Below are 904 nucleotides of genomic sequence, written 5' to 3'. Positions count from 1 at the left end.
TGTGAACTTCCTGAAAAATTAACTCTCGATGGCTTCTAGGTTTAATTCTGGGAGTCATCGGTGCCAAGGAAGTCCATGATTTCCTCAAATGAACGATTGCTATGCTCGATAGCCTGAAGCAACTCTTTATTACGTAGCTCATCACGTTTTTTCATCAGCTGATTGAGCTGCTCGAGTTCTGCTTCATACCTGTCCTTGGCTTTGGAAACAACCAGCTTCTGCTGTTCAATCCTGTCATCGATACTGATTTTTCTACATGCCATTACTATGCCTCCTTCGCATTGCAGGTCCTAAGATCTTCATTAATGTCAACAGCCTGTTTCCCAACGTTTATCTCGGATAAGCCGAATGCTTTCAGAATCGACTTCTGCGTTGCAGTTACCGCATAATCCCGATAGTATTTGCCATCAGTTTGTCGCACAATTTCGATTTTCTCAAGTTCACGGATAGCCGCAGGCACTGTCATGTAATTCTCTTTTTGATGGGTTTTCAGCATCTGTTCCTTGAGCAGGAAGTGGATCCTGTTCCTGATAATTAGTGCTACAAACTCTATGAAGATCTTTGCGTGCAGTGCCTCATTGCTCTGGCAGCGCATTGTCCTGTTTCCAAGGAAGGTTTTATCTTCCCGGAACAGTTTTTCGGATGCATCCCGGCTTTTATAAAGATCAAGGGCATCCGCTGCATCCATCTTTTCAGATGTGATAATAACAAAGTAACCACACAGGGCTATCTCTTCATTAATGACCTGGTAACGTTCACGACCATACATGAACTTTTCATCATCCTGGCCTTCATGATAAATGACCAGATCAAAATATCTGCGGAACTCATTGTCAAGATTCAGTTTCATACCCTGATGCTCACGCAGGAACAGTGACATTCGGTCGATCTTTTCTTCTATATT

At 42.9% G+C, this 904-nt stretch carries 2 protein-coding genes; both read right to left on the bottom strand.

The window, feature by feature from the left end; translation table 11 throughout:
- Positions 1 to 41 precede the first annotated feature (41 nt).
- Entirely contained in the window at positions 42 to 263 is a 222-nt protein-coding gene (locus DW650_RS19375) for an ErpK protein (RefSeq protein ID WP_118210888.1), read from the bottom strand.
- A 2-nt stretch (positions 264 to 265) separates the two neighbouring features.
- Positions 266 to 904 (bottom strand): IS1634 family transposase (locus DW650_RS19635; protein ID WP_330414709.1); only part of this gene is annotated, 639 nt, incomplete at its 5' end.

Origin of the sequence: Roseburia sp. AM23-20 (assembly GCF_003470905.1) — a bacterium.
Classification (GTDB): domain Bacteria; phylum Bacillota; class Clostridia; order Lachnospirales; family Lachnospiraceae; genus Roseburia; species Roseburia rectibacter.
This window is presented reverse-complemented; position numbering and strand designations above follow the sequence as displayed.